This window comes from Nonomuraea sp. NPDC049695, assembly GCF_040674955.1.
GTDB lineage: Bacteria > Actinomycetota > Actinomycetes > Streptosporangiales > Streptosporangiaceae > Nonomuraea > Nonomuraea helvata.
The window spans coordinates 34379-53375 of record NZ_JBFANV010000070.1 but is presented as its reverse complement, the minus strand read 5'-3'; the positions used below and the strand labels follow the sequence as shown (position 1 = coordinate 53375).

Below are 18997 nucleotides of genomic sequence, written 5' to 3'. Positions count from 1 at the left end.
CATAACGCGGCATACCTGTGCCACATGGGAACGATCACCGCAGGTCCGCCTTTGCCAGTGCTTCGTCCAACGTCTGAGTGGGACGGCCGATGAGACGCGACAGATCGCCGGTGTCCACGAACATCTCGCCGCGGGCGATGCCGAGCTGGGTGTCGGCGAAGAGCTCGGCCATCCGCTCGGGCACGCCCTGCCCGAGCAGCACGTCCTTGAACTCCCCGGCGGAGACGTCGCGGTACTCGACGGCCGTGCCGAAACGGTCGGCGATGGCGGCCGCCACCTCATCCATCGTGTACGAGCGTTGCCCTCCGAGCTCGTAGACAGCGCCGGCATGACCCTCCCCGGTCAGCACCTCGGCTGCCGCGTCGCCCAGATCGTCTCGGCTCGCGGGACTGATCCGGCCTTTGCCCGAGGCGCCGACGATCACGCCGCGGGTCACCGCTACCGGAACCGTCTGCTCGACGAACAGGTCCAGGTACATGGAATTGCGCAGGATCACGAACGGAATCCCGGAGTCGCGTAGCAATGCTTCGGTGGCGGCGTGGTCCTCGGCCATGCTCATCGCCGCACCGGTCGCGTTTGGCGTGCTCGTCAGCGCCAGCAGTCCCACGCCGGCCTGGTGAGCCGCGTCGATGGCCGCGGCGTGCTGCGTGACCCGGCGGCCGGGCTCGGTACCCGAGATGAGCAGCGCCCGATCGGCGCCGCGCAACGCCACGCGCAGCGAAGCAGGATCGTCATAGTCGACCCGCACCGCCCGCGAATCCTGATCGCTGAGTTTCGCCAGGTCCCGGCCGGCGGCGATGATCTCCGACCCGGCTGCGCCACGGTTCCAGAGCCGGCGAAGGACCTGCCGTCCCAGCTTGCCTGTAGCGCCCAGTACGACGATCGTCATGAGATGACTGAATCATCCGGCGGGCGACGCCACCATGATCAACTGTGCCCGGCCCATGCGCGATCGTGATGCGCTCAGGGCCGGGACACCACCTGAGGCTCCGACCGGAAGCGGCCGGGAGCGATGCCGTACTCACGGCGGAAGGCGTGCGCGAAGGCGAATCCCGTTGAATAGCCGACCTTGCGGGCGATTGCGTCCAGCGGCTCCTCGGTCTGCCGCAGCAGACGCGCGCCGGCGGCCAGCCGGAGCTGTCGCAGATAGGTCATCGGAGGCTCGCCGACCATGGACGCGAACCGGCGGCTGAACGCCTCACGCGACAGGTTGCAGACCGCGCCAAGCTGCTCGGCGGTCCAGGCCCGCTGGGGTGCCTCGTGCATGGCGCGCAGCGCCGGGCTCAGAAACGGATCGGCGGCAGCCGGCCAGGCAGTCATCCGCTGCTCCACCGCTACCTGACGGAGCAAGTGCACCACCATCAGGTCGACCAGGGCTGCCCGGCTCACCCTGCTGCCACCCCGGGACCGCCTGACGTCGTGGTCGAGGGCGCTCGCGAGTGCCCCGAGCTCGGCCCGGTCGTCGTCACCGCGCGGATGGACGACGACGACATCCGGCAGCTGGCCGAGAAACGGGTGGGGCGGCGTCTGGCTCAGCCGGTAAGCGCCGCACAGAAACTCGAAGTCGTACGGCTGATCATCGGTGTCGGCGACCGTCGTCACGTCGGAGAGTAGCGCGGCGTACCCCCGGGTGTGGGTCAGAGCGTGCCCGGCACCATGCGGGACCAGTACGACGTCGCCGGGACCGATCGGTATCGGATTCATGGCCCCGGCCGCGACCCAACCCGTACCGGCGAGCACGACATGAAAGCCGGCGCCGTCGAAACGAGAGAAACGCAGGCCCCACTCTCCACGCTGGCCGACCCGCCGCCCGTAGGCGTCTCCCACGCGCAGGCTGCCGACAACGGCGTCGATGACGTCCATGGGATGAACAATATCCACGAGCACCCCGAAAGCGGCTGGGGCAGGAACCGTCACCGTCGAGTGCGCTGAGGGCGTGTCGCGCTCGGGCTTCTACGAGTGGCGTGAGCGGCCGGCCTCGGCCACCGCGCAACGCCGGGCCCTGCTGGCCGCGTCGGTCGCTGAGATCTTCGCCGGCTCGCACGAGACTTATGGCTACCGGGGGGTGCATGCCGCCCTGGCCCGCCGTGGCGAGCATTGCTCGGCCGAGCTGGTGCGCGCCCTGATGCGCGAGCAGGGCCTGGTTCCGGCTCAGGTGCGGGCGTTTCGGCCGGCCACCACCATCCAGGGTGACTACCGTGGCATCCCCGACCTGGTCGGCCGCGACTTCACCGCCGAGCGGCCGGGCACCAAGCTGGTCGGCGACGTCACCTACATCCGCACGTGGGAGGGCTTCCTCTACCTGGCCACAGTGATCGACTGCCACAGCAAGGCGGTGCTGGGCTGGGCGATGGCCGACCACTACCGCACCGAGCTGGTCAAGGACGCGATCCTGATGGCCGCCGGCACCGGCCTGCTCCAGCCCGGCGCCGTGTTCCACACCGACCGTGGCTCGAACACCTCAGAGGGCGTTCTGTGAGCCTCCGTCCGGTCTGACTTGGGCAGCGGCTGCTATGCGTCGTGACCCGGTCTGGGCAGTATGAATAAGCCGGGTTCGGGTTCGGTGAGGACGCCACGGGCGACCATGCGTTTGAGCTTGGCGCGCAGGCTCTCGGTGTGGGTGTGATCGGTTCCGGTGTTCAACAGGCGGCAGATGTCCTTGACCCGCAGGCCGTCCGGCGCCTGCTTCGGCCTGGGCGGCGGCTTGGCGCTCGGCCAGGCGCTCAAGGAACTCCCGCATCGACGCCCCCGCTCGCTAGGCCGGCGCCGGGACGGGGTCGCGCCAGGTCGAGGTGGCCGTGCCGGTCAGCCGGCGGGTCATGTTGTCGGCCATCGACCAATAGCCTAGCAATTCATCCCGCATCGCCCTGTTCGACACGCGAAGCACCGCCCGGCGATCGCCCTGCGATGGCACAGCTCCCGACAGGGCTGGGGCGATCGGCGCCGCACGACCTCCTTCGTCGGCCGCACGGCAACGGTTTGCCTTTTCATCTCTCCTGATCAAGCCGAGGCAATCGAAGCCCCAAGCACAGTGCCGAACTCACAGGAATACCGTCACAACGGAAGATATTGGGCATCGGCTCCAAACGGGTCAGCGTCTTCAGTGGCTCAATTCCGTGATCGTTGCCCGGCTCAATTAGACGATCGCTGACAGCTGGACGCTCAGCTTCGAGTCGAGCGGGGTCTCGTCACCCTCTGGAACCTCGGATAGAAGCTGCGCGGCGTACGACGCGTCTTGCCTGGCGCGGGCGATCTGCTGTTCAGTGACACTTCGGAAGGTTGCTGTAACACCCACGAGGTGACCCCTTTTCGTATTTCGATGGGAACGCGCGCTAGGACGAATAGAAGATCAACTGATCGTACGGTACATCGCTTGCGTCCCGTCGCCCCGACCAGGAGCACTACACCCGTGCAGGGCTCTCGCGTCCTGCCGATGGCCGCGTACGTCTGCCAGTTCACGTACCAGTCTCCGGGATGCGGGATGCGTGCCGACGAACAGTCCCCAGCCCGAAAGCCCGGGGGCTGTTCTGGCCGATAGCTAGGCTGCTACCTCAGGCGTCGGGAAGAGCGTCGCAGCGTCGCTCTTAGCGCGGTTCCTGCGCTGAGTCTTGACCTTGGTCTGCCTTGTCCTCCTGGGGCACGCTGGCACGCGGAACACGCTGGCGCGGCTGGTCAGAGCCGCCGAGCGGGAACACGGCTGGCCGCGCCTATCACTGGTGATGCCGTCTCTCGGCTGACGGGCATGCCGCCAAGGCTCGGCACAACCGGCCCTCGCCACAGACTGAGGCGCCGTCAGCGATCTATGTGGTGTGACGTGAACGACTATCTTGGCTGCACCGAGCCCGCCGGCTCGGAGCGGCGACGGGAGCGTTGGTGTCCGGATGACAGAGCAGACGGCAAAGATCGAATCGCGTTGTGATGGTTGCGGGGGCACCTTGGTCCGCCAGGTGAACCAGTTCATCCACCGCAACCAACTGTGGTGGGATGCCGAGTTCTCCTGCGCGTCCTGCGGTGATGGCGGGTGTGAGCACTCGGGCCCAGGTCAGGCGCCGGAGGACGTCCGCAACGCCCTGCTGGCAAAGCATGGGCCGAGCCGACTGTGTGTGGTGGGTCAGGTGTCGAGCCTGGTCTCGGTTATGAAGGTTGTGCGGGAGGTCTCGCAGGTGTCGCTCCCCCGGGCTCGTGAACTGGCCGACGAGCTCACTGACACCGGCTTGGTCGGGACTCTGGCGGAGATGGAGTTTCTGAAGACCCGGCTGCGAAGCCGTGGCGTCACAGCCGAGGTGAGGTCCGATGTCGGCGCGGAGAGTAGGCCAATTCCTTCATAGCCAGTCTTTGATCAGTTTGCCAACAGTGTCAGACCGTGCGGTGGGGCCGTCTTCATGACCGCGCGGGCTGGTGCCCGCGTACGTCTCCAATGTCACGTACGCCTTGGGCAAGGGTGACGTACCAACGAACAGGCCCCGAGCTCCTGGGCATGCCGGCAGCGGCCTGGCCCTAAGAGTCGCGTCGCAGCGACGACAGCCCCCACAGCTCAGCGATACGCCCGTCGCGCACCCGGAACATCTCCAGCATGGTCGGCGGCTGCGTATCGGGAATGCCGTGCACACTCGTACGGACGGCGACCGTGTCCCCCTCGACGATCATGTCCTCGACCACGACTCGGGCCTCAGGGAACGTTTCGTGGAACCGCTGCCACGACCGGGTGACGCTTTCCGGCCCGGTCGTGTCCATGGGGTGGCTGTAGAAGTCCGCCGTGAAGATCTCCGCCGCGGCCGCGTGGTCGTGGGTGTTGAACGCGTCGTACATGCGCCGGGCAGCGGCCCGCAAGTCCTCGATCATGGCCTCTCCTGTTCGATGATGTTCGCGCGGACACGGCGTAGCACACTCAGCACGATCTCCCGCTGCTCCGGGGCGACGCCGTGCAGCAGCCGCTCCTGGTACACCTGGTGCGATCGCTCCAGATCGGCCGCGGCCCGCTCGCCCGCGGTGGTCAGCGCGGCCAGGGTGTAGCGGTTGTCCGCCGGGTCCAGACGCCGGCCGACCAGCCCTTCGGCCTCGAACTCCTTCACCAGCCGGGTGACGCTCGCACCGTCGATGCCCAGCGTCCGGCGCAGGTCGCTGTGGCTGGTCTCGCCGTCGCGCCACAGACGGATGAGGAGCTGTACCCGGTGGGGGCTCATACCCACATGCCTGGCGAATGCCTGCCGCAGCTCGGCGCAGGCGCCGCCGAGCTCGCGGAAGAACGCGTCCTCAGGGGTCTCCTCACGCACCACCATCTCTTTATATCTTCAACTCTTGACACAATCAAGAGATCGCCGTTACCGCTGCCGCCACGACGGTCTGGCCGCTCTGGTCGCACAGCAGCCAGGGTTGGGCGACAAGGTCGCCACCTACCGCAGGCCTCCGAAGCGACGGTGACGGCGACCTACCTCACGGCCTCCTGCTTTCGGGGAAGCCGGTCCAGCGCAGGTCGGCCGGGAGGTGGCTCATGTCGTTGAACATCACGACCGTGGGCGGCAGGCCGTCGCGGTACTCGATGACCGTCAGCGCGGTGTTGGCGCTGTTCAGCCCGAGCCACCGGGCGGGCGGCGCGTCGAGCGCGTGCCGCAGGAGCCACGCGATCGGGTAGGCGTGCGTCACCAGCACCTCATGGCTGTCGGCGTCGGGGACGTTCGCGAACCGGGCGACCAGCTCCTCGGCCTGCTTGTGGCCCGCGGCGGCCTCGGCGGGGTCGTAGCCGTCGAAGAAGCCGAGCCAGGACGGGGGCGTTTCCGCCGCGCCGGGAACGTAGGGCACGTGGTCGACGAGTTCGGCGGCCTCGGCCACGGGCACGTTCGGCAGCTGCCGGGCGAGTTCGCGCGCGCTTGCGACGGCGCGTGGCAGCGGGGAGTGCCACACGGCGTCGACGCGCCCGCCGGCGAGCCGTTCGCCCAGCAGGCTCGACTGCCGGTGCCCGACGTCGGTGAGGTTCCCGAACGCGTCGGCCGCGCCATGGCGTGCGAGGTAGAGGTATCGAGTTGCCATGAGTGATGAGGGACGAGGCGCCGTCCCATCTCCTTCCAGGGGTGTGATCGGTTACGCGTTCGCCGCCGTGACGGTGCCTGCGGCACCGTCGACGGTGATGACGGTGTCGTCGCGGAGCCTGGCGGTCGCGTTCGGGACGCCGAGGACCGCGGGGATGCCGTGCTCGCGGGCGACGATCGCGGCGTGGGAGAGCACGCCTCCGATCTCGGTGACGACGCCGGCGGCGATGCGCAGCAGCGGCGTCCAGGCGGGGTCGGTGAAGGGGCAGACGAGGATGTCGCCCGGACGCACGCGCGCGAAGTCGCCGGGACCGCGGACGATCCTCGCGGTGCCGGTCACGGTCCCGCGGCTGCCCGGTGTCCCGGTGAGCGCGCCGGCCGCGCCGTGCGCGGTGGCGGAAGGCGGTGGGGGCGCGGCGGTGACCGGCCGGGCCTGCAGGATCCAGACGTGGCCGTCGACGATCGACCACTCGATGTCCTGCGCTCCGCCGAATGCGGCGGCGATCTCCTTGCCCAGCCTGGCGAGCTGTACGGCGGTCGCGTCGTCGATCGCCGGCTGGTCCCGCGCGGGGGCGGGCACGTCGCGAGCGACGAGCTGCGTGCCGCGCCGGTCAAGGCGGATCCGTTTGTCGGCGATGGTGCGGGTGACCGACCCGTCCTCGGCGACGCGGTAGGCGTCAGGGGTGACCGTGCCCCCGACGACGCTGGGGCCGAGACCCCAGGACGCCTCGATCTCAGTCGGGTCGTCCGGGTCCGCGGGCGTGAACATCACCCCGGACACCTCGGCATCCAGATGGCGCTGGACGATGACGGCCATCGCGAGATCGTCGTGGCCGGAGGCGCCGTGGTAGTCGACGGCGCGGGGCGTGAACAGCGAGGCCCAGCAGGCGCGTACGGCATCGGCGACCTCGCCGACTCCGCGTACCGCGAGGAAGCTCTCGTGCTGACCGGCCGCCGACGCCTGACCGGTGTCCTCGTTCGCGGCCGACGATCTCACCGCCACGGGCGGATCGCCGAGCTCGTCGAGCGCGCGTCCCAGCGCGTCGACCACGGCGGCGTGGACCGGGCGGGCCTCGATCGCCCGCCGCGCCGCGTCAGGATCGTCCGGCCCGCCGAGGTCCAGGTCGCGAACGGCGGCGGCGTACACGGCGAACGGGAGGACGAAACCGTCGGGCACCGGCAGCCCCGCGCGGAGCAACGCGCCGAGTGCGCCGGCCTTGCCCCCGCAGGTGTCGGGGACGGCCTCCGCCAAGGCTACGATCACGTGCCCCTGCCTTTCAACATTTTATTGACAACGTTCTGTTGATTCTGCATCATGAGTGACATGCCACGCAAGCAGGAGATCTCACACGCAGCGCACGCTGAACATGACCAGGCTCACCGTGAGCGGCAGGCGCGCGAGCGTCTGCTGAGCCGAGGCGCGGATGCGCTCGACGCCCGCCCCTGGCGGCCCCCGCCCGTCCCACCGTCGGCGGTCGACCTCGTGCAGTTCGCCGTCTGGCGCCACGCCGACCTGGGTTCAGAGGATGTCCTGAGCGCGCTCGCCCTCCTGCCCGCCGCCCGCGCCGAGGTCGAAGGGCTCGAGTCCGGCCTGCTGTTCATGGCCCGCAGCGCGGGGCTGACCTGGGCGCAGATGGCGCAGGCGATGGGGTTCAACTCGCCGCAGGCGTGCCAGCAGCACTTCAACCGCCTCACGGCACGACAGGAGGCCGACTCGTGACGCGGGACTCCGCACTCGACCTCCTGGCCTTGCACGCCGTACGCATCACCGGGTTCGTGGACACCCCTGTGCTCGCCGATCGGTACGGGCTCGACCCGGCCGAGACGAAAGAGGCGCTGTACGACGCCGAGGCGCGCGGCTGGGTCCAGTACACGTCCTTCGCCGGCAGCGGAGGCTGGTCGTTGACCGAATCGGGCCGAGCCGAGAACGAGCGCCGGCTCGCGGCCGAGCTTGCCCTCGTCGGCGGTGCAGAGGAGGTCCGTGACGTCTACCGCGAGTTCCTCCCGCTGAACGCCGTCCTGCAACGGGCCTGCACCGACTGGCAGCTCCGGCCCACCGGCGGCGATCGGCTCGCCACCAACGACCACTCCGACCCCGCCTGGGACGCCAGGATCCTCTACGAGCTCGCCGGCGTCGGCCACGCGCTCACGCCACTCGCAGGCCGGCTCGCGAGCGTCCTCACCCGGTTCCGCGGATACGACACGCGGTTCGCCGCGGCTCTGGCGCGCGTACAGGACGGGGAGGGCGCCTGGGTCGACCGTACCGACGTCGACTCCTGCCATCGGGTCTGGTTCGAGCTGCACGAGGACCTCATCGCCACGCTCGGCATCGACCGGCGCACGGAACCCTGACCATTGGCGCTGACGCGATCGGATCTTCCCTCATAGCAGCGGGCTGTCGAGCTTGCCTGTCAATGGTCGTCAGTTCGGCGAGCCGGTCTGGCTGGCGGCGGCTGTGTTCGGTCACCTTGCCGCTTTCCTATGTGCTAGCCGCTATCGTGCAGCCGTGACCGGTCCTGCCCAGCGCCCGCTGCTCTTCCTCGATGTCGACGGACCACTCATTCCCTTCGGCGCCGCACCGGAGCAGTGCCCGGACGGGCACCCGACCTATCAGACGAGTCACGAACCACGAGGAACCGCCTCGAATCCGCTTCTGGCCAGGGTCGATCCCGCGCACGGGCCCCGATTGACGGCACTGCCGTGCGATCTGGTCTGGGCCACGACATGGATGAACGATGCCAACGAGTGCATCGCACCACGGCTCGGCCTGCCGCCGTTGCCAGTGGTGGTCTGGCCGGAGCCGTCCGACGTCGATGAAGAGGACGAGCGGCACGGGATGCACTGGAAGACCCGTGCTCTCGTCGGCTGGGCAGCGGGACGCTCATTCGCCTGGGTCGACGATGAGATCACCGACGTCGATCGAGTCTGGGTATCCGCACACCATCGAGGACATGCCCTACTCCATCGTGTCGACGCCCGTCGAGGTCTCGGCGACGCCGACTACGCCGCCCTGGCTGAATGGCTACAGAGGATGCACGGGAACCCCGTCGTCGCATGATGCGACGTGAAGGTGCCCAAGTCGTCGCCGGTCACTGAGTTCACCTGTGTGGATGTCTGAGGGCTGGCGAAAGCGTCTTGGGAAAGCGCCCGAGCCGGAGCGGGTGTCGGTCGCATGACCACCCAGTAGGGCAAGGGGTGGGTGGATTCTGGCCCGCCTACGGGGTGGCGAGGATGGTTTGCACGCCCATCGCCCTGAAGGGGGCCAAGGACTCAGGGGTGGCGGTGGCGTCCGTTACCAGGGTCCAGGTCTCGGGCATGCGGGCCCAGGCGTGGAAGGGGCGGCGGCCCAGTTTCGCGGCGTGGACCAGCAGGTAGACGTGGCGGGAGCGGGCCATCATCAGCTCCTTCAAGTGGGTCTGCTGCAGGCTCGCCTCGCAGATGCCGTCCTCCGCCGTCACCCCGTCGGCGCCCAGGAACACGCGGTCGAACGTCATCCTGCTCAGCGCCGCCTCCGTGAGCGGGCCGATGAAGCCCTGGCTCACGTGGCGCAGTGTGCCGCCCAGGCATTCGACGTGGACGCCCGTCGCCCCGGCCAGTTCCTGGAGGGCGTTCAGGCCCGTCGTGGCAACCGTCAGGTCCACGGCCTGTCTCAGCTCGTGGGCCAGGGCGCCCGTGGTCGAGCCGGCGTCCAGGAGGATCGTCTCGCCGGGGCGGATCTGGGTGGCGGCCCAGGCCGCGATGGCCCGCTTCGCCTCGAAGGCCTCGCCCACGCGCTGTCTGAGCGAGGCCTCCGGGTGGGTGACCACGGCCATGGCGCCGCCGTACGTGCGGGCCAGCAGACCCGCGGCCTTGAGGTGGGCCAGATCGCGGCGGATGGTGGAGGCCGTCACGCCCAGCTGGGCCGACAGCTCCTCGACGCTGGCCAGGCCCGTGGTGGTGGCCAGGCGGACGATCTCGTCCCGGCGAGCCTGTGCTGCGCGGCCCATCGACGGTCCCTCTCCCTCACACGCCCTGCGCGGACGACAGCTCTGCCGCCTGGCGGAGGGCCTCCATCATGCTACCGGCGTCCGCCACGCCCTTCCCCGCGATGTCGAACGCGGTGCCGTGGTCCACGGAGGTCCTGATCACCGGCAGGCCGACCGTGATGTTGACGCCCGCCTCCAGCCCCAGGATCTTCACCGGGCCGTGACCCTGGTCGTGGTACATCGCGACGATCAGGTCGTAGTCGCCGCGGCCCGCCAGGAAGAACGCCGTGTCGGCGGGCAGCGGGCCATGGACGTCCATGCCCTCGGCCTTGAGGCGCTCGACCGCGGGGACGATCTTCTCCTCCTCCTCGCCGTACCCGAACAGGCCGTTCTCCCCCGCGTGCGGGTTGATGCCGCAGACGCCGATCTTGGGGCGGGCGACGCCGGAGCCGCGCATGGCCGCCTCGCCCCGCCGGATCGTCCGCTCCACCAGCCCCGGCTCGATCCGGGCGACCGCGTCGATCAGGCCGACGTGGGTGGTGACGTGGATGACCTTGACCTTGGGGGTGGAGAGCATCATCGACACCTCCTCGGTCCCCGTGAGGTGGGCGAGCAGCTCGGTGTGGCCGGGGTAGACGTGCCCGGCCGCGTGCAGGGCCTCCTTGTTCAGCGGGGCCGTGCAGATCGCCTGTACGTCGCCGGACATCGCCAGCTCGCCGGCCAGCCGTACGTACTCGTAGGCCGCGTGGCCCGCGACCGGCGACACCGCGCCCCACGGCAGGTCGTCGGGGAGCAGGCCGGGGTCCATGACGTTGATGCGCCCCTTCCGGAACTCCGCGTCCCCCACCTCGGACACGGTGACCACCTCAGGTCGCACGCCGAGGAAACCGGCGGCCTTGCGCAGGCGCGCGGCGTCGCCGATGACCACCGGGCGGCAGAACGTGGCGGTCCCGGGGGCGAGGAGCGCGCCGACGATCACCTCCGGGCCCACGCCGGCGCCGTCCCCCATGGTGAGGGCGATGAGAGGGGTACTGCTGCTCATATCAGCGTCTTCAGCTCTCTGTGTTTACATGAGTAAAACGGACATCAGCGTGGCCTCGTCGCTTGCCGGCCGAGGCCAGGATGCGATCTGGTGGAAGCCGATGCCGCGTCCGTCCGGCGAGCCGGGCGGACCGTGGGTGAGAGCCGCGTTGTCGGGGCCTGACTCTGCATTCCTGGAGGGAGTGCGGCTCTTGGGCCACCGCCCCGCCGGACGCTGTCCCGTTGGTGCGAACACCAATGGGGGCGGGGACCGGGCGCCAGTCAGGCACCCGGCTGTTACTGAACATTACCATCTGATTACCTTCAGTCGCGGTCGATCGGCCCAGAAAACCAATAACAGTTCGTCGGGCAACCACAGGTACACGTAGCGAGCGCCGGCAACGGTTCATACCCTTTCGATTTCGGGTGGAGGAGGTGCGGGTCGAGATGGGCTGCTATGCGGAGGAGGCTGTCGACGTCCCCGAAGCTGCCCGGCCTGGTGACCACCGAGTGGCCCTCAGGAGTGCGGCTGTGAACGGCGCCGTGGTGGACCTGGTCCACGGGGATCAGCTCACGTACACCCAGCGCGTCCAGGACCCGCCTGGCCGTCTCCCCACCGGTCAGGACCAGATCGGCCGGGACTCCGCCGAGCGCCTCGCGCACGAGCTCGCCGAGCGTGCGGGTGAGGGTGGAGGGGGCCGGTCCTCGCACGGTCAGGACGGCCGGTCCTGCCGCCAGGGCATCTCGTACGCGTCTCGCCGCGGGGGTGAGCGCGGCTCCCGTGGCACCGTCGAGCGCGACGTTCCTGAAACCGTGTTCGATCAGCAATCCGACCTGCTCGGCCGCCGCCGGCTCCGCCGTGCCCACCACCGCCAGCAGCCGTCCGTCCCCACGCGGCACCTCACAACGACCGGGCCGCCCGCCCAGCGCGCGGCCGAGGGCGGCGGCGAGGCCGCCCGCCCCCACCAGGCGCGTACGGGCCGGGCCCCGGAGCGCGGCGGCCACGATGGCGTCCAGGTCGGCGTCCGTCTCCGCGTCGCACACGGCCACCCGCCCGGCCGCCACGACCCCCGACAGGTCGGCGCCCACGGGCACGTGGACCCATGGGACGTCGCCCAGCGCCTCGGCCACGGAGGCGGGTGCGGGGCGGCGTTCTGCGCGCCAGGCGCGCGTTTCGCGCAGGGGAACCCCTTGGATGTACGGCACTCCGTCCACGACGGTGCGACCGGCGGACGGCAGGGCCGGGGCGAGGACGACCGGGGCGTCGAGGCAGGCGGAGACCGTGGCGGCCACGTTGCCCCGCAGCAGCGAGTCGACCTTGACGAAGACCTGCCGGTCGCCCGCCTGCCGGAGCGCCTCCCGTACCAGGTCGAATGCCCTCGGGTGGTGGCGGCTGTCGAGGTCGGCGACCACGGCGGGAGCCGCCGGCGCCGGGCCGGACAGCGCGATGCGCGCGGGACGGGCGGGCGACATGAGGGCCGCCGCCGTCTCCGCCGCGCCGGTGAGGTCATCCGCCAGGACGAACACGCCGCTCACCATTGATTGCGCAGATCACGCGGCGAGTATTGCACGAATCACGCAGCATATGCCACAGTTGCCAGCAAGTAACGCGAACGTGTCGCACACCCTCTCAAGAGGAGATCGATCACGCATGACCGCGGCCGAGCTGGCCAGGAAGATCCGCAATCGCGAACAGTGCGTCGGCTACTGGGTGGTGCTCGACGCCCCGGTCGCCACCGAGCGCCTGGCCAGGCTGGGGTACGACTACGTCGCGCTGGACGCCCAGCACGGGCTGATCGGCAACGCGGGGCTGCTGTCCAACCTCATGGCGATCGACGCGGGCGGCCGCTCGGTCGGCCTGGTGCGCGTCGAGTCCGGCGCGCCGGCGGCCATCGGCCGGGCGCTCGACTTCGGCGCGGGCGGCGTGATCGTGCCACTGGTGGACAGCGCCGAGGACGCGGCCCGCGCCGTGTCCGCCGCCCGCTATCCCGCCGAGGGCCGCCGCTCGTACGGCCCCATGCGCTCCATGCTGAGGATCGGCCCCACCCCCGCGGAGGCCGACGAGAGCGTGCTGGTCCTGGCCATGATCGAGACGCCGGACGGGCTGGCGGACATCGAGGCGATCTGCGCCACGCCGGGCCTCGACGGCGTGTACGTGGGCCCGTCCGACCTGTGCCTGGCCGTGGGCGGCAGGTTCCCGAACGACCCCGAGGTCGCCGACGTGTTCGAGGCCGCGCTGGTGAAGATCGGCACGGCCGCCAGGGACGCCGGGATCGCGGCCGGGATCCACAACCCGTCCGGCGAACTGGCGGCCCGGCGGCTGGCCGAGGGGTTCACGTTCGCCACCGTCGCCTCCGACCTCGTCCATCTCGAGCAGGCCGCGGCCGCGCACCTGAAGGCCGCGAGGGGCGAACAAGGGTCCTGATCACGACGCCCGCGGAATCACCAGGGGCCGTGATAGGCCAGGTTCACGGCCAGGGCGGCCACCGCCGCGGAGAAGAACAGCGCCCAGGGGCCGAAGTGGTACTGGCGGGCCCGCAGGTGGGCGGCGAACGCCCCGATGAAGTACAGCACCAGGCCACCGGCGGCGAGCGTGCCCAGCGCCGGCACGGCGAACCCGGCCAGCAGCCCCAGCGCGCCCGCCCCCAGCAGCAGGCCCAACGGGAGCATCCAGGACCGGGGCACGCGCATGCTGTCCGCCTGGCGTCCGGGGTAGTCGTGGCCGATGAGGTTGGCGATGGCGGCCAGGCCGTTGATCGCCGAGGCGAGGAGCGTGACTGCAAGGTAGACGGCGAACACGAAGGTCTCCTTCTCCGTGAGGACGACGGCTGATCGGTCGCCTCACGGACGGGGCGGCGCCCCGGGGAGTGACAACGTGCTCATGTGACATAGGTCATGGCGCCACGCCGGCAAGCTTCTCCGGGTTGCTGACCACGTGCACCGTCTTGATCGCCCCGTCCAGCGACTGCAGAGTGATCGCCAATACCGGCGTGGGTCCCGAGCGGACGACGATCCCCGGGCCGCCGTTGACCTGGAGCACCTGAGCGTGCGAGTCGTCAGGCATGCGCTTGGAGAGAACGACGATCGCGCGGGCCACGTACTCATGTCCGTGGATCGCCTTTCGGGGCGCGCCGGTGAGGCCGCCGCCGTCGCTCAGCATCGTCACGTCCGGTGCCAGCACCTCGATCAGGGCCTTCAGGTCGCCGCCGAGGCAGGCGGCCAGGAACCGCTCGGTGGCCTCCTGCCTGGTCGCCTGGTCGGTGTCGTAGCGGTGGCGCCGTTCATCGACCGCCTTCTTGGCGCGGTGCGCGATCTGCCGCACCGCCGCGTGGCTACGCCCGACGAACCGCGCTATCTCGGCGTGGCTGTAGCCGAAGGCCTCGCTCAGCACGAACACCGCACGCTCCATCGGCGAAAGGATCTCCAGCACGAGCAGCATCGCCGTCGACACCGAGTCGGCGAGCACCACGTCCTCGGCGACATCCGGGCGCGTGAGCATCGGCTCGGGCAGCCACGGCCCGACATAGGACTCGCGCCGTACGCGTGCGCTGCGCAGCCGGTCGATCGCCAGCCGGATGACGACCCGCACCAGATAGCCTTCGGCGTCCGCGACGGCGGCCACGTCCACGCGGCTCCAGCGCAGCCAGGCGTCCTGCACCACGTCCTCGGCCTCGGTGACGCTGCCCAGCACCCGGTAGGCCACGGCATTCAGCAGAGCGCGGTGCTCGGTGAACGTCCGCTCGGCCTCATGAAGGGGAGCCGGCGGCCCGCCGCCTGGCCGAACGTTCGCCACCGTCGCCTCCGACCTTGTCCACCTCGAGCGGGCCTGAACCCGTGCTGACCTCCGGGGCTCAGGGCCAGGTCTTGGCCTCCGCCTCGAACCGGTCGCTCTCCGCGGGCAGCACGCAGAGCACGTGCCCGCCGGGCGCCCGCAGGATGCGGCACTCCTGCCACCGCGACACCTCCGCCGCCCCGAGCGCCACCAGCCGACGGGTCTCGGCCTCGACGTCGTCCGTCTCGATGTCGACGTGGAAGCGGGGCGCGTCGTCCACCGCCTGGACGGCCACGTCGAGGCCGGGAACGGCCCCGTGCAGGGAGGTGAACTGCTCATATCCGGTGAGCGGGCTCGCGGTGGCCCCGAGCGCCCCCGCCCAGAACGTCGCCGCCTGCTCGGCCTCGGCCGCGGGGGTGTCGATGAGGAGGGCGTACATCCGGCTGCGGTGCATGACGATCACCCTAGCGGCCGCCCCGGTGCGATGTCGCCTTGTGCGAAGTTTCGACTGCGCTGCGTGCATACACCGATTCGGTACGGGTAGCGCCGTTGCATTGGCTCCTCAGAGGAGGAAACCGTGGACATCAACATAGGCCAAGGCATTTCAGACGCCTGGCGGTCGATCGCGACGTTCGTTCCGAAGCTGGTCGCGATGCTGGTGATTCTCGTCATCGGCTACCTCGTGGCCAAGGCGCTGGAGAAGATCGTCGACAAGATCCTCGAACGTGTCGGCTTCGACCGGGCGGTGGAGCGCAGCGGTGTGCAGCGGTGGCTGGAGCGCAGTAAGTACGACGCCAGCAGCCTGCTCGCGAAGATCGTCTTCTACGCGATCCTGTTGGTCACCCTGCAGCTGGCTTTCAGCGTGTTCGGGCCCAACCCGATCTCGTCGTTGCTGAACGGCGTGGTCGCCTGGCTGCCGCTGGCACTGGTGGCCATCGTGATCATCGTGGTCGCGGGTGCGGTGGCCAAGGGCGTCAGGGACATCGTCGAGGGGATGCTCGGCGGGCTCTCGTACGGCCGCTGGCTGGCGTCGGCCGCCGCGGTCTTCATCTGGGCGCTGGGCATCATCGCGGCGCTCAACCAGATCGGCGTGGCCACGACCGTCACGACGCCGGTGCTGATCACGGTGCTCGCCACCCTCGGCGCGATCGCGGCGATCGGCTTCGGCGGCGGGCTCGTCCGGCCGATGCAGCAGCGCTGGGAGCGCTGGCTGGGCCGCATCGAGCGGGAGGCGCCGCAGGCGAGGGCGCACGCGGAGGCGTACCAGCGGGGCCGCGAGGACGCGCGGGCGATGTCGGAGGAGACCACCCCCATCCGCACGGGCCCGGCGGCCACGACCACCCCGCCGCGCACGGACATGCCGCCGCGCTCCGAGATGCCGCCGCGTACGGACATGCCGCCGCGTTCGGAGATGCCTCCGGAGTGACCGCGTCCGGCGGGCGCCCCGCTCGGGGAGGACGGCGTCCGCCGTGCCGTGCGGATCAGGCGGGGAGGCCGTCTTCCAGGAAGCCCTGTTCGCGCGCCAGCCAGCAGACGGCCGTCAGCCGGAGCGCGGCCGCGTCCGGCTCGCCGGTGAAGATCCAGCCGCGCTGCCGCAGCTCGTCGAGGAAGCCGAGCAGGTAGTCGCCCAGCGTCTCCCGGTCGAGCGGGATCGCGTCACGCAGCACGGCGGCGTGCTGGTCGACCGCGGCCACCAGCCCCGGGTCGCGGTCCATCCGGGCGAACTGTGCGTCGCCCAGCGTGTTCATCAGCCAGCGCAGGGGCGTAGCCGCCCACCCTTCCTCAAAGACCACCAACCAACTGTAAAGCATCTCCCAAGGTCAACGGCCCTCCGCGTCGATTTCCGCGAGGGTGCGGCGGGCCACCGCGAAGGCGGCGTTGGCGGCCGGGACCCCGCAGTAGACGGCCGTCTGGAGCAGCACCTCCTTGATCTCGTCCCGCGTGAGCCCGTTGCGTAAAGCCGCGCGGACGTGCATGGCGAGCTCGTCCAGGTGGCCCCGCGCCACCAGCGCGGTGAGCGTGACGCAGCTGCGGGTGCGCCGGTCGAGGCCGGGCCGGTTCCAGATCTCGTTCCACGCGTAGCGGGTGATCAGCTCCTGGAAGTCCTGGGTGAAGTCCGTGGTGGCGGCGACCGCCCGATCGACGTGTGCGTCCCCGAGCACCTCGCGCCTGGTACGCATTCCCGCCGCCAGGCCGTCCTCCGCGGGAGGCGGTTGGTCGCCGGACAGATGGCCGACGATGGCGGCGGTGACCGCCTTGGGGCGTTCCACGTTGGCCAGGTGCGAGGCACGCGGCACCACCGTCAGGGACGCTCCCGGGATGCTGTTGGCCAGCGTGAGCGCCTGGTCGAGCGGCGTGGCCGGGTCCTGGGCGCCGGCGATGACCAGCGTGTGCGCGGTGATCTCCCCCAGGCGGCGCGTCAGGTCGAAGGCGGCGATGGCCTCGCAGCAGGCGGCGTACGACTTGGCGTCCACCCCCACCAGCTGGTCGAACACCCACTGTCCTTCGAAGTCGGGCGTGAACCAGCGGGCCTTGAGCGTCGGCACGAGGGCCGCCACCCCCTTGCCGCGCACCAGCGCCGCCCGCCCCAGCCACGGCCCCGGCTCGCCGAACCTGGCCGACGTGCAGCAGAGCACCAGCTTGCGCACCCGGTGCCGGGCGCGCGTCGCGATGGTCGTGGCGATCGCGCCGCCGACCGAGATGCCGCCGACCGCGAACCGCTCGGGCTCTACGAGATCGAGTACGGCCCGCGCCAGGTCGTCGATCGTGAACCCGGCCGCGACCGCCGGCGAGCCGCCATGGCCCGGCAGGTCGTACCTGAGGACCCGCCAGGAGTCGGTGAGCGCGGGCAGCTGGGGCTCCCAGACCTCCATCGTGGTGCCGAGCGAGGGCCCGAGCACCAGCAGCGGCGCGTCGGACGGGCCGTCGATGCGGTGGTGGAGTTTCACGGTTGCTCCCGATAGGTGGCGAGAATGCGGTCAACCAGCTCAGCAGCCGCGCCGAGGTAGGCCTCCGGATCGAGCAGCTCATCGGGGAGAGGAAGCCGTGAGTCCTCCGTGGCCAGGACCTGCTTGAGTGTCCGCGGGTCGAGGTGGGCGGAGAGGCGTTCGGCGACCAGGCGGCCGCCGGTCAGCTCGGCGTTGGCGCGCATCCGGTCGGGGAACACCCGCAGCCCGGCCACCAGCTCCGCCGCGGTCTCGGCCGCGCCGCCCGTGAGCCGGAGCGCCTCGCGCAGCGGCAGCCACTCCGCCTGCCAGGCCCCCGCTGCCCGCTCATGCTCGCCGACCTGTCCCAGCACCTGCGCGTACGCGGGCACCTGGAGCGCGGCCGACCGCACGAGAACGGAGAGCGCCGGGTTGCGCTTCTGCGGCATGGCCGACGAACCGCCGGTGGACGACTCTGCCACCTCCCCGACCTCGGTCTGCGCCATGAGCACGATGTCGGTGGCCGGCTTGCCGAGCGCCCTGGCCGTGCCGGCGAGCGCGGCGCCCAGTTCGGTGACGGCGGAGCGCTCGGCGTGCCACGGGATCGCGGGCGCCGCCAGCCCGATCTCCTCGGCGAACACCTCGACGAGCATCAGAGCGGTGACGGGACCGGCCTGCGCCCGTTCGGCGACGGCGGCCAGGGTGCCGGCCGCGCCGCCCAGCTGGGCCGGCAGGCGCAGCTCGCGGAGCCGGGCACGGGCGCGCAGGAGCCCGGCCAGCCACCCCGCCGCCTTCAGCCCGAACGTGGTCGGCACCGCCTGCTGCCCCAGCGTCCGCGCGGCCATCACCGTGCCCCTGTGCCGCTCGGCCAGCTCGCACAGCTCCCGCATGATCGCGCTCAGATCGCCCACGATGGCGCGTACCGCCCGCGTGGCCACGAGCATGGCCGCGCTGTCCAGGATGTCCTGGCTGGTCGCCCCCAGGTGCGCGTACGAGGCCGCCCCCGGCACGGCCCGCCGCAGGTCCGAGACCAGCGGCACGACCGGGTTGGCCGACTGGCGGGCGCGTCTGGCCAGGTCGGCGGGGTCGAGGACGAGCGCGGCCGCCGTCCTGTCGATGGCCGCGGCCGCCTCGGCGGGGATGAGCTCCAGCCGGGCCTGCGCGCGGGCGAGCGCCGCCTCGGCCTCCAGCATGGCCCGCAGCCAGGCCGCGTCCGAGGTGATCTCCTCCGCTCGAGTGCCTGCCCAGACCGGGGCGAGCAGGCCGCCGTCAGAACTCACGGAACCATCC

Annotated in this window: 23 protein-coding genes; 7 read left to right on the top strand and 16 right to left on the bottom strand. The window is 70.7% G+C overall.

All coding sequences use genetic code 11. The annotated features are described in order from the left end of the window. Positions 1-34: 34 nt before the first annotated feature. Positions 35-889, bottom strand: a complete 855-nt coding sequence (locus tag AB0J64_RS41430) for an NAD(P)H-binding protein (protein WP_364040385.1) — start codon at positions 887-889, stop codon at positions 35-37. 74 nt (positions 890-963) lie between these two features. After that, positions 964-1863, bottom strand: coding sequence for an AraC family transcriptional regulator (locus AB0J64_RS41425; protein ID WP_364040382.1), 900 nt, complete (start codon positions 1861-1863; stop codon positions 964-966). A gap of 73 nt (positions 1864-1936) precedes the next feature. Between AB0J64_RS41425 and AB0J64_RS41420 the strand changes: the two genes are divergently transcribed. Continuing rightward, positions 1937-2479: an IS3 family transposase gene (locus AB0J64_RS41420; RefSeq protein ID WP_364040379.1), complete on the top strand. Its 543-nt coding sequence runs from the start codon at positions 1937-1939 to the stop codon at positions 2477-2479. A gap of 32 nt (positions 2480-2511) precedes the next feature. On the opposite strand, the gene AB0J64_RS41415 is transcribed toward AB0J64_RS41420, so the two are convergent. Then, on the bottom strand, positions 2512-2727 hold the full coding sequence (locus AB0J64_RS41415; protein ID WP_364040376.1) for a hypothetical protein: 216 nt from the start codon (positions 2725-2727) through the stop codon (positions 2512-2514). A 1154-nt stretch (positions 2728-3881) separates the two neighbouring features. On the opposite strand from AB0J64_RS41415, the gene AB0J64_RS41410 reads away from it, so the two are divergent. Beyond that, entirely contained in the window at positions 3882-4328 is a 447-nt protein-coding gene (locus AB0J64_RS41410; RefSeq protein ID WP_364040373.1) for a hypothetical protein, read from the top strand. A gap of 169 nt (positions 4329-4497) precedes the next feature. On the opposite strand, the gene AB0J64_RS41405 is transcribed toward AB0J64_RS41410, so the two are convergent. From AB0J64_RS41405 to AB0J64_RS41390, 4 genes are all read right to left on the bottom strand, one after another. Next, positions 4498-4842, bottom strand: coding sequence for a nuclear transport factor 2 family protein (locus AB0J64_RS41405; protein ID WP_364040370.1), 345 nt, complete (start codon positions 4840-4842; stop codon positions 4498-4500). Next, positions 4839-5273, bottom strand: coding sequence for a MarR family winged helix-turn-helix transcriptional regulator (locus AB0J64_RS41400; protein WP_364040367.1), 435 nt, complete (start codon positions 5271-5273; stop codon positions 4839-4841). Before AB0J64_RS41400 ends, AB0J64_RS41405 begins: the two co-directional genes overlap by 4 nt. A gap of 160 nt (positions 5274-5433) precedes the next feature. Next, positions 5434-6027: a histidine phosphatase family protein gene (locus AB0J64_RS41395; RefSeq protein WP_364040364.1), complete on the bottom strand. Its 594-nt coding sequence runs from the start codon at positions 6025-6027 to the stop codon at positions 5434-5436. 51 nt (positions 6028-6078) lie between these two features. Then, the gene (locus AB0J64_RS41390; protein ID WP_364040361.1) at positions 6079-7290 is read right to left on the bottom strand and encodes a PEP/pyruvate-binding domain-containing protein; all 1212 of its coding nucleotides are present in this window, start codon (positions 7288-7290) and stop codon (positions 6079-6081) included. A 60-nt stretch (positions 7291-7350) separates the two neighbouring features. Here AB0J64_RS41390 and AB0J64_RS41385 point away from each other — a divergent pair, with 60 nt between their 5' ends. The 3 genes from AB0J64_RS41385 to AB0J64_RS41375 all read left to right on the top strand — a co-directional run bounded on the left by AB0J64_RS41385 (position 7351) and on the right by AB0J64_RS41375 (position 9084). Further along, entirely contained in the window at positions 7351-7746 is a 396-nt protein-coding gene (locus AB0J64_RS41385; RefSeq protein ID WP_364040358.1) for a DNA-binding protein, read from the top strand. Next, entirely contained in the window at positions 7743-8378 is a 636-nt protein-coding gene (locus AB0J64_RS41380) for a transcriptional regulator (RefSeq protein WP_364040355.1), read from the top strand. Before AB0J64_RS41385 ends, AB0J64_RS41380 begins: the two co-directional genes overlap by 4 nt. 154 nt (positions 8379-8532) lie before the next feature. Beyond that, positions 8533-9084 carry an HAD domain-containing protein gene (locus tag AB0J64_RS41375; RefSeq protein ID WP_364040352.1) on the top strand — a complete coding sequence of 184 codons (552 nt, stop codon included), beginning with the start codon at positions 8533-8535 and terminating at the stop codon, positions 9082-9084. A 157-nt stretch (positions 9085-9241) separates the two neighbouring features. Here the strand turns inward: AB0J64_RS41375 and AB0J64_RS41370 are convergent, their stop codons facing one another. The 3 genes from AB0J64_RS41370 to AB0J64_RS41360 form a co-directional block, all read right to left on the bottom strand. Further along, on the bottom strand, positions 9242-10012 hold the full coding sequence (locus tag AB0J64_RS41370; protein WP_364040349.1) for a DeoR/GlpR family DNA-binding transcription regulator: 771 nt from the start codon (positions 10010-10012) through the stop codon (positions 9242-9244). A gap of 16 nt (positions 10013-10028) precedes the next feature. Next, entirely contained in the window at positions 10029-11033 is a 1005-nt protein-coding gene (pdxA, locus tag AB0J64_RS41365; RefSeq protein ID WP_364040346.1) for a 4-hydroxythreonine-4-phosphate dehydrogenase PdxA, read from the bottom strand. Positions 11034-11335: 302 nt separating this feature from the next. Beyond that, a complete protein-coding gene (locus tag AB0J64_RS41360) occupies positions 11336-12538 on the bottom strand; it encodes a four-carbon acid sugar kinase family protein (RefSeq protein WP_364040343.1) in 1203 nt (400 codons plus the stop codon). Between the two features lie 124 nt (positions 12539-12662). On the opposite strand from AB0J64_RS41360, the gene AB0J64_RS41355 reads away from it, so the two are divergent. Next, the gene (locus AB0J64_RS41355) at positions 12663-13436 is read left to right on the top strand and encodes an aldolase/citrate lyase family protein (RefSeq protein ID WP_364040340.1); all 774 of its coding nucleotides are present in this window, start codon (positions 12663-12665) and stop codon (positions 13434-13436) included. Positions 13437-13453: 17 nt separating this feature from the next. Here AB0J64_RS41355 and AB0J64_RS41350 read toward each other — a convergent pair whose 3' ends face one another. From AB0J64_RS41350 to AB0J64_RS41340, 3 genes are all read right to left on the bottom strand, one after another. Next, on the bottom strand, positions 13454-13810 hold the full coding sequence (locus tag AB0J64_RS41350) for a DoxX family protein (RefSeq protein WP_364040337.1): 357 nt from the start codon (positions 13808-13810) through the stop codon (positions 13454-13456). Between the two features lie 94 nt (positions 13811-13904). Next, positions 13905-14804: an RNA polymerase sigma-70 factor gene (locus AB0J64_RS41345; protein ID WP_364040334.1), complete on the bottom strand. Its 900-nt coding sequence runs from the start codon at positions 14802-14804 to the stop codon at positions 13905-13907. A gap of 58 nt (positions 14805-14862) precedes the next feature. Further along, on the bottom strand, positions 14863-15237 hold the full coding sequence (locus tag AB0J64_RS41340; RefSeq protein ID WP_364040331.1) for a VOC family protein: 375 nt from the start codon (positions 15235-15237) through the stop codon (positions 14863-14865). 123 nt (positions 15238-15360) lie between these two features. Here AB0J64_RS41340 and AB0J64_RS41335 point away from each other — a divergent pair, with 123 nt between their 5' ends. Next, entirely contained in the window at positions 15361-16209 is an 849-nt protein-coding gene (locus AB0J64_RS41335; RefSeq protein WP_364040328.1) for a hypothetical protein, read from the top strand. Between the two features lie 55 nt (positions 16210-16264). On the opposite strand, the gene AB0J64_RS41330 is transcribed toward AB0J64_RS41335, so the two are convergent. Genes AB0J64_RS41330 through AB0J64_RS41320 form a run of 3 tightly spaced genes read right to left on the bottom strand, consistent with a single transcriptional unit; the run spans position 16265 to position 18987 of the window. Continuing rightward, positions 16265-16576, bottom strand: coding sequence for a DUF6401 family natural product biosynthesis protein (locus AB0J64_RS41330; protein ID WP_364040325.1), 312 nt, complete (start codon positions 16574-16576; stop codon positions 16265-16267). 27 nt (positions 16577-16603) lie between these two features. Further along, positions 16604-17731, bottom strand: coding sequence for a 4-carboxymuconolactone decarboxylase (pcaC, locus tag AB0J64_RS41325; RefSeq protein WP_364040322.1), 1128 nt, complete (start codon positions 17729-17731; stop codon positions 16604-16606). Continuing rightward, entirely contained in the window at positions 17728-18987 is a 1260-nt protein-coding gene (locus tag AB0J64_RS41320) for a lyase family protein (RefSeq protein WP_364040319.1), read from the bottom strand. The genes pcaC and AB0J64_RS41320 overlap by 4 nt, the downstream gene beginning before the upstream one ends. Between the last annotated feature and the right edge of the window lie 10 nt (positions 18988-18997).

What these genes read in the sequence shown, in the direction of transcription:
- AB0J64_RS41410 (WP_364040373.1), top strand. Translation starts at nt 3,882, where the DNA reads ATGACAGAGCAGACGGCAAAGATCGAATCGCGTTGTGATGGTTGCGGG.
- AB0J64_RS41430 (WP_364040385.1), bottom strand. Translation starts at nt 889, where the DNA reads ATGACGATCGTCGTACTGGGCGCTACAGGCAAGCTGGGACGGCAGGTC.
- AB0J64_RS41395 (WP_364040364.1), bottom strand. Translation starts at nt 6,027, where the DNA reads ATGGCAACTCGATACCTCTACCTCGCACGCCATGGCGCGGCCGACGCG.
- AB0J64_RS41405 (WP_364040370.1), bottom strand. Translation starts at nt 4,842, where the DNA reads ATGATCGAGGACTTGCGGGCCGCTGCCCGGCGCATGTACGACGCGTTC.
- AB0J64_RS41370 (WP_364040349.1), bottom strand. Translation starts at nt 10,012, where the DNA reads ATGGGCCGCGCAGCACAGGCTCGCCGGGACGAGATCGTCCGCCTGGCC.
- AB0J64_RS41355 (WP_364040340.1), top strand. Translation starts at nt 12,663, where the DNA reads ATGACCGCGGCCGAGCTGGCCAGGAAGATCCGCAATCGCGAACAGTGC.
- pdxA (WP_364040346.1), bottom strand. Translation starts at nt 11,033, where the DNA reads ATGAGCAGCAGTACCCCTCTCATCGCCCTCACCATGGGGGACGGCGCC.
- AB0J64_RS41340 (WP_364040331.1), bottom strand. Translation starts at nt 15,237, where the DNA reads ATGCACCGCAGCCGGATGTACGCCCTCCTCATCGACACCCCCGCGGCC.
- AB0J64_RS41385 (WP_364040358.1), top strand. Translation starts at nt 7,351, where the DNA reads ATGCCACGCAAGCAGGAGATCTCACACGCAGCGCACGCTGAACATGAC.
- AB0J64_RS41425 (WP_364040382.1), bottom strand. Translation starts at nt 1,863, where the DNA reads ATGGACGTCATCGACGCCGTTGTCGGCAGCCTGCGCGTGGGAGACGCC.